This is a genomic window from Massilia sp. P2_C2 (genome assembly GCF_056404615.1).
In genome coordinates this window covers 1-6,985 of the sequence record NZ_JBFUDR010000312.1, presented here as the reverse complement: position 1 = coordinate 6,985, position 6,985 = coordinate 1, and the positions used below count along the sequence as shown (strand labels likewise).

Below are 6,985 nucleotides of genomic sequence, written 5' to 3'. Positions count from 1 at the left end.
TGCCGGGCACGCTGCCGCTGCTGATGGGCGGCGTGGCCGCCTTCGGCCTGGCGCGCCGTCGCCGCAGCTGATCCGCGCGCCGCAACGAACCGCGGAGGCCGCGAGCCGAATGCCAGTCAGCCGGGCTGACTGGCATTTTTCCATTTGTCGGGCAGTCGAGCCACCCGCAGTCAACTCGTCAATCAATATCGTCCCTACGATGCTCCGTTTACTTATCCTCGGTTTCATGACCCTTTGCCTGGCAGCGACGAACCCCGCGGTTCATGCGCAACCTGCCGGCACGGCGGCTCCCGCCGCCGTGCGGCAAACCCTCTCGCTGGACGAGGGCTGGCGATTCCACCCCGGTGATATCGCACGCGATTCGTTCGCCGGCGGCCAGGGCGTCAATCTCTACGGTCCGGACATCACCTACCACGGTGCGAAGGCCGGCAGCGCCTGGGGCGCGGCGGCGCGCGGCTACGACGACAGGAGCTGGAAGGAGGTGGACCTGCCGCACGACTGGGTGGTCGAGCAGCCGTTCGACGAGAAGGCGCTCAAGCAGCAGGGCTATCGCCCGCGCGGCATCGCGTGGTACCGGCGCACGTTCACGCTGCCCGCGTCCGACCGCGGCAAGAACATCGAGCTGCAATTCGACGGCGTGGCGACGCACTGCACGGTGTATGTCAACGGCACCGAAGTGCGTCACAGCTTCAACGGCTACGCCTCGTTCCAGATCGACGTGACGCCGATGGTACGCTACGGCGACGACGCCATCAACACCATCGCCGTGCGCGTGGACGCCGAGGACACCGAGGGCTGGTGGTATGAAGGCGGCGGCATCTATCGCCATACCTGGCTCGTCAAGCGCAACCCGGTCCACATCGCCACCGACGGCGTGCATGCCAATCCCGTCAAGGCCGCCGGTGGCAGTTGGGTGATTCCTGCCGAAGTCACGCTGGCCAATACCGGCTCCGGTGTCGCCTCGGCCTCGGTGGACGTCGGGGTATTCGACGCCGCGGGCCGGAAGATCGCGGGCGCCCGCTCGGCGCCGGTACACATCGTTGCCCAGGGCGACGCCGTGGCGAAGGTCGCCGTCCCGGTGGCGGCACCGCGGCTCTGGTCCGTGGCGTCGCCCAATCTCTACACGGTGCGTACCACCGTTCTGGGCGGCGACAGGCCGGTGGACGTTGTCGACACCAGCATCGGATTCCGCACGATCCGCTTCGACGCGCACAAGGGATTCTTCCTCAACGGCCAGCCCCTGAAGCTCAAGGGCACCAGCAATCACCAGGATCATGCGGGCGTCGGCGTCGCCGTGCCGGATTCGCTCTGGGACTTCCGCCTGCGCAAACTGAAGGAGATGGGCTCGAACGCCTACCGCACCGCGCACAATCCCCCGGCGAAGGAGCTGCTCGATGCCGCCGACCGCCTGGGCATCCTGGTGATGGACGAGACCCGGCACTTCAACGCCTCGCCGGAATACCTGGAGCAACTCCGGTGGCTGGTGCGCCGCGACCGCAACCACCCCAGCGTGATCCTGTGGAGCCTGTTCAACGAGGAGGGCCTGGAGGTCAACGAAGAGGGCATGGAGATCGCGCGTGTGATGAACGCGGTGGTCAAGCAGCTCGACACCACCCGGCCGACGACCGGCGCGCAGAACAAGGGGCAACTGGGCCCGGATGGCAAGGCGAACCCGAAGAACGCCGCGCACAGCCTGGACGTGGTCGGGATCAACTACCAGACCGACGACTACGACAGGATCCGCGCGGCCTATCCCGACAAGCCGATCGTCAGTTCGGAAGACACTTCTCAGGTGATGACGCGCGGGGAATATACGACCGACTGGGCGAAGGTCGTTGCCTCGTACGACGACGTCTACCCCGGCTGGGCGGCCACCAGCGCCGCCCGCAATTCCTGGGAAGCGATCGTCCGGCAGCCCTCGTTTGCCGGCGGCTTCTCCTGGACGGGCTTCGCCTACCGCGGCGAACCCACGCCGTATGGCTGGCCGTCCGCGAGCTCCCACTTCGGCGCGCTCGATCTGTGCGGTTTCCCGAAGGTCGAGTTCTACGTGCGGCAGGCGCTGTGGGTGAAGGACAAACCCGTGCTGACCCTCGTGCCGCACTGGAACTGGGCGGGCCAGGAGGGGCAGCCGATCAAGGTGCTGGCGGCGACGAACGCCGACACGGTGGCGCTTTACCTCAACGGCAAACTCGTCGAGGAAAAGAAGGCCAATCCCTTCCAGATGGTGTCGTGGCAGGTGCCGTACGCGCCGGGCCGGCTCGAAGCCGTCGGCAAGAAGGCCGGGCGCGAGGTCGCCCGCTTCGCCGTGGAGACGACCGGCGCGCCCGTCGCGCTGCGCCTCATGCCGGACCGCAAGGCGCTCGCCGGCGATGGCCGCGACGCCGTCCCGGTGACCGTCGAGGCCATCGACGCGCAGGGCCGCCCCGTGCCGACCGCGAACCTCCCCGTCGCGCTCGACGTCAGCGGCCCGGGCGCGAACATCGGCGTCGGCAACGGCGACCCGAACAGCCACGCGCCGGAGAAGGGCGACAAGGTCACGATCTACAACGGCCTGGCCCAGGTCATCCTGCAGAGCCGGCGCGCCGGCGCGGGCAGTCTCGTGCTGCGCGCCGCGTCGGYAGGCCTGAAGCCTGCCGAGACCTCGATCGACGTCCGGGCGGTGCCGGCGATTCCTTCCGTACCGGTCGTGGCGCAATAGCTAGCGATGTGGGGCTGGCGGCGTCACGGCATGCCGGCATGGACGAGCTGCAGCGCCGCCAGCATGACGGCGGAGGCGGCGAGCACGCAATGGAGGGCGGCGCGCAGCCACGCGCCGCGGTTGTCGTAGCGACGGTACAAGAGGTCAGTCCTTGTCGGCCGGGATGACGGTCAGCTCCGCCGCATTGGCGCCGCCGGTGTTCCAGACGTCGCCGAGCGCCGTGAAGCGGAACCAGCGCGCGTTCACGGGCGCGAAGCGCGCCGTCTGCCAGTCCGGGTTGTTCTGGATGTTGGAGAAGGTGCCTTCCGCGACGGCGGTGTGCCACTGCACGCCGTCCGTGCTCGTCTCGAAGCGGTAGCGCACCACGGTGCCCAGCACCTGCCCATCCTGGCGCGGCAGGTAGGCCAGGCCGGCGATGCGGTGTGCCTCGCCCATGTCGATCGAGATCGATTTCGGGCTCTTGTCCGGGCTGTCCCAGCGCGTGCTCCAGAAGGTGCCAGGATCGCCGTCGACGGCCAGCGCCGCCTTGCCCATCTCTTCGTTGTCCGCGGCCGCGACCTTCCAGCCGCGTGGCGACATGCCGAGCAGGTTGCGCGTGCCCGTCACGCCCAGGCGTCCGCCGGGCAGCAGTCGCGCCGCTTTCACGATGACGCTGCCCGGCAGCTGCAGCGGGCCGGTGTAGACGGCGGACGTGGCCGTCGGCGCCGAACTGTCCGTCGTGTAGACGATCGTGCCGCCGCCCGGATGGCTGATGCGCACGGCGCCGTTCGCGTCGCGGTCGGCGATGGCCGGGGGCAGCAGGTCCGTCGCCTGCTTGTACAGGCCCACCTCGGCCAGCGTCGGTTCCAGGCGCGCGCCCGTGATGCGCACGCGCACGCGGTCCGTCGTGACGGGGGACGCCAGGCGGATCAGGCGGCGGTGGCCCACGGTCGTCGTCACGTCGGCCGGGCGCAGCGCGGGCGCCGTCCATGCGGTGCCGTTCCACGTCTCGATGACGAACGACTCGATGCGCTGGCTGCGGTGGTCCACGGCTTCCTGCAGCGACACGACGTCGAACGTGGCCGGCCGGGGCAGGTTGAGGGTCACGGTGCCGGCCGTGCGGCCCGGAGCTGCTTCCCACCACGTGTCGAGGTTGCCGTCGAGGACGGCGCCGGCGCCGTGGCGCGACGCGGCCTGCTCGGTCGTCACACGCGCGCCCTTGGCCAGGTTCGTGGCGAACGTGTCGCGCACGATCTGGCCGACCTGCGTCAGCGCCGTGACCTGGTCGTCCGGCACGAGGCCGCGGTTGTCCGGCGACAGGTTCAGGATCAGGTTGGCGTTGCGCCCGATCGAGGAATAATAGATGTCGACGAGCTGCGTGACGGGGCGGGGCCGCTTGTCGTGCGCCCAGAACCACTGGCCGTTGCCGAGCATCGTGACGTTCGTCTCGGCCGGATACCACCACAGGTGCGACCCCGGCTTGAGCTGTTCCCGGCTGCCGAGGACGCCGTCCGTCATGTCGGGCCAGCGGAACTGGTCGGGCGCGGTCGGCAGCGGGACCACGCTCCACTCGGTAGTACGGCCATAGCCGCTTTCCGTACCGACCCAGCGCACGTCCGGGCCCTTGCCCATGATGACGGCGTTCGGCTGCAGCTTGCGGATCAGGTCGTACCAGGCCGTGTAGTCATAGGTCTCGGCGACGCTCGGATCGGGGTTGGCCCCGTCGAACCACACTTCGTCCACGGGGCCGTACTGCGTCAGCAACTCGTACAGCTGGTTCAGGAAGTAGCGGTTGTAGTCGTCGACCTCGTAGCTGAAGGTCTTGGAACCCGGCGTCGGCACGCGGCCTTGCGACGGGTCGTCCTGGAAGTGGGCGGGATCGGTGGGGATCGTCGAGCGGCGCTTCGCGCTGCCGTTGCCGTAGTAGCCGGCCGGGTTGGCGGGATTGGTCTTGAGCTGGTACAGGTCGGCGGGCGACAGATAGATGCCCAGCTTGACGCCGGCCGCGCGCGCAGCGTCGGACACTTCGCGCACCAGGTCGCCCTTGCCGCCGCGCCAGGGGCTGGCGGCGGACGAGTGCGCCGTATAGCGCGACGGCCACATCGCAAAGCCATCATGGTGCTTGGCCACCAGCACGAGCATCTTGCCGTCGAGCTGTTTCACCGCCCGCAGCCATTGGGTCGCATCCAGTTGCGAGGGGTTGAAGATGGCGGGGTTTTCGCGGCCGGTGCCCCATTCCACTTCGTTGAACGTGTTGACGCCGAAGTGCAGGAAGAACGTGCGCTCCAGCCGCATCCACGCGGTCTGGTTGGGGCGGGGCAGGACCTTGGCCGCTTTTTCGGCCGCCATCGCGGGGGTGTCGTCGGGCCCGATGACATGTTCCGTCGCAAAGGATACCGGGGCGGCATGGGCACCGGCGCAAATGGCCGCAATGGCCAGGCCGAGCGCGCGTATGGACCAGCGCGTGGCGTGGCCGGCATGGGCGGCAAGGTAGGGGCGGGCCGCGTCTTGCGCGGCAATAGGGGAGTGTCTTGGCGGCATGATTGTATCGGAGATGGCAAATCCAGCAACGATTCTGTAAGCCGCCGGATGGCATTGCAATAACTAAAACCATCAATGCGGCCATGAAATCCTATGGCCGCACGGGAGCCGGGTTCAGGGCTGTTCGGCGAGCGAATAGATCCGGCGCATCGGCATCCATTTTTCGCCGGGTGCCGCGAACGGCAGCGGCTTCTGGAATTCCCACATCAGTTTTTCCCAGGCCTGCACGTCGGCGCTGGCCATGTCGGCGGCCGCCTTGGCGGTGGGCRAGAAATGCGGCTCGGTTTCCATGATCATGAACATGCGGTTGCCCACGCGCCAGATCTCCATTGCGCTGATGCCGGCGCTGCGGATCGATTCGGTGACGCCAGCGGGCACCTTGCCCGGTTGATGCCAGGTCTCGTAGCGGGCGATCAGGTCGGGGTCGTCATGCAGGTCGAGGGCGAGGCAGTGGCGGGTGGTCATGGTGTCTCCTTCAGTAGGGTAAATGGTATTGAATATATTATAAACATCCGGACCATACAAGCGCGATCTTGGTGCGGGGATTTCACATAGTTTACATATGTTGTTTATACGAAAATATTTCCTTGCCAGAGCCAGTACGCACGAGCTAACATTTGCCGCAAACCAACTTCGAGTGCAGCCTGCGGGCCGCTCACGCCGACATGAAAATGCTGAGTCGCCTGTCAGTGCTGTGGAAAGTCCTCCTCGCCCCGGGCATCGCCATGTTGTGCATGGCCGTGTACCTCACCTTCACCGCCGTCGTGTTCCAGAAAAACAATCTGCGCCTCGCCGACGTGCGCGACGTGCAGTACCCCGTGCTGGATGCGATGACGGAGAACACGGGCGCACTCGACAAGATCATCGATGTGCTGAATTCGGCATCCACCCAGGGCGAGCCCGAGCAGATCGCCGCCGCCGACGCGCTCGCCGCGAAAGTGGCGGACAATTATCGCCGCCTGCGCAAGCTGGACGGGACGCACGGCGCGGACCTGGATCGCCTGGCGGCCGAATTCGACCGCTATTACAAGACGGCGCGCGAGATTTCCGCCGCCATCGCGCAGCAGAGCGGCCTGCCGGCCAAGGACAGGCTGCAGGCGATGGGCACCGAGCTGGCGACCTACCGCAAGGACGTGGCGGACTTTCGCACGGCGGCGCGCGACCGCTTCGTCGGCACCGTCGGCAGCGCGACCGACGCCGCCGACCGCGCCGTGCTCGGCGGCGCCCTGATCGGCGCACTGGGCCTGGTCGTGACGCTGGCCTTTGCCGTGCTGGTGGCTCGCACGCTCGTGCGCCAGCTGAACGAGGCGGTGCGGGTCGCCGAGACCGTCGCCGCGGGCGACCTCACCAGCACGATCGAAGTCGACGTCCATGACGAGACGGGCAAGCTGCTGCAGGCGCTGAAGCACATGAACAGCAGCCTGGTACGCATCGTCAGCGAGGCGCGCGGCGCCACCGACACCATCGCCGCCACCTCCGTCCACATCGCCCAGGGCAACAGCGCGCTGTCGGAACGCACGGAACAGCAGGCGCACACGCTCGTGGAGACGGCATCGTCGATGGGCACCCTGACGGGCACGGCGAAGCAGAATGCCGCCAACGCGGCCCAGGCCAACGAGTTGGCGGGCTTCGCAGCGGGCGTCGCCACGCAGGGCGGCGCGGTGGTGGGACAGGTGATCGCGACGATGGAAGCGATCCACGCATCGTCGCGCGAGATCGCCGACATCGTGGGCGTCATCGAGGGCATCGCGTTCCAGACCAATCTGC

The 6,985-nt window shown here is 67.7% G+C and carries 5 protein-coding genes; 3 read left to right on the top strand and 2 right to left on the bottom strand.

Annotation, left to right across the window (positions count from 1 at the left end; translation table 11 throughout):
- Nucleotides 1–71 (top strand): PEP-CTERM sorting domain-containing protein (locus tag AC1DYX_RS25645; RefSeq protein WP_477264129.1); only part of this gene is annotated, 71 nt, incomplete at its 5' end.
- 227 nt (nt 72–298) lie between these two features.
- Nucleotides 299–2,698, top strand: coding sequence for a beta-galactosidase GalA (gene galA / locus AC1DYX_RS25640; RefSeq protein ID WP_477264127.1), 2,400 nt, complete (start codon nt 299–301; stop codon nt 2,696–2,698).
- Between the two features lie 144 nt (nt 2,699–2,842).
- Here galA and AC1DYX_RS25635 read toward each other — a convergent pair whose 3' ends face one another.
- Nucleotides 2,843–5,218, bottom strand: a complete 2,376-nt coding sequence (locus tag AC1DYX_RS25635; protein WP_477264125.1) for an alpha-L-fucosidase — start codon at nt 5,216–5,218, stop codon at nt 2,843–2,845.
- A gap of 114 nt (nt 5,219–5,332) precedes the next feature.
- Entirely contained in the window at nt 5,333–5,683 is a 351-nt protein-coding gene (locus AC1DYX_RS25630) for an L-rhamnose mutarotase (protein ID WP_477264123.1), read from the bottom strand.
- A gap of 206 nt (nt 5,684–5,889) precedes the next feature.
- Here AC1DYX_RS25630 and AC1DYX_RS25625 point away from each other — a divergent pair.
- Nucleotides 5,890–6,985: methyl-accepting chemotaxis protein (locus AC1DYX_RS25625; protein WP_477264121.1), on the top strand; the 1,096-nt coding region annotated here is incomplete at its 3' end.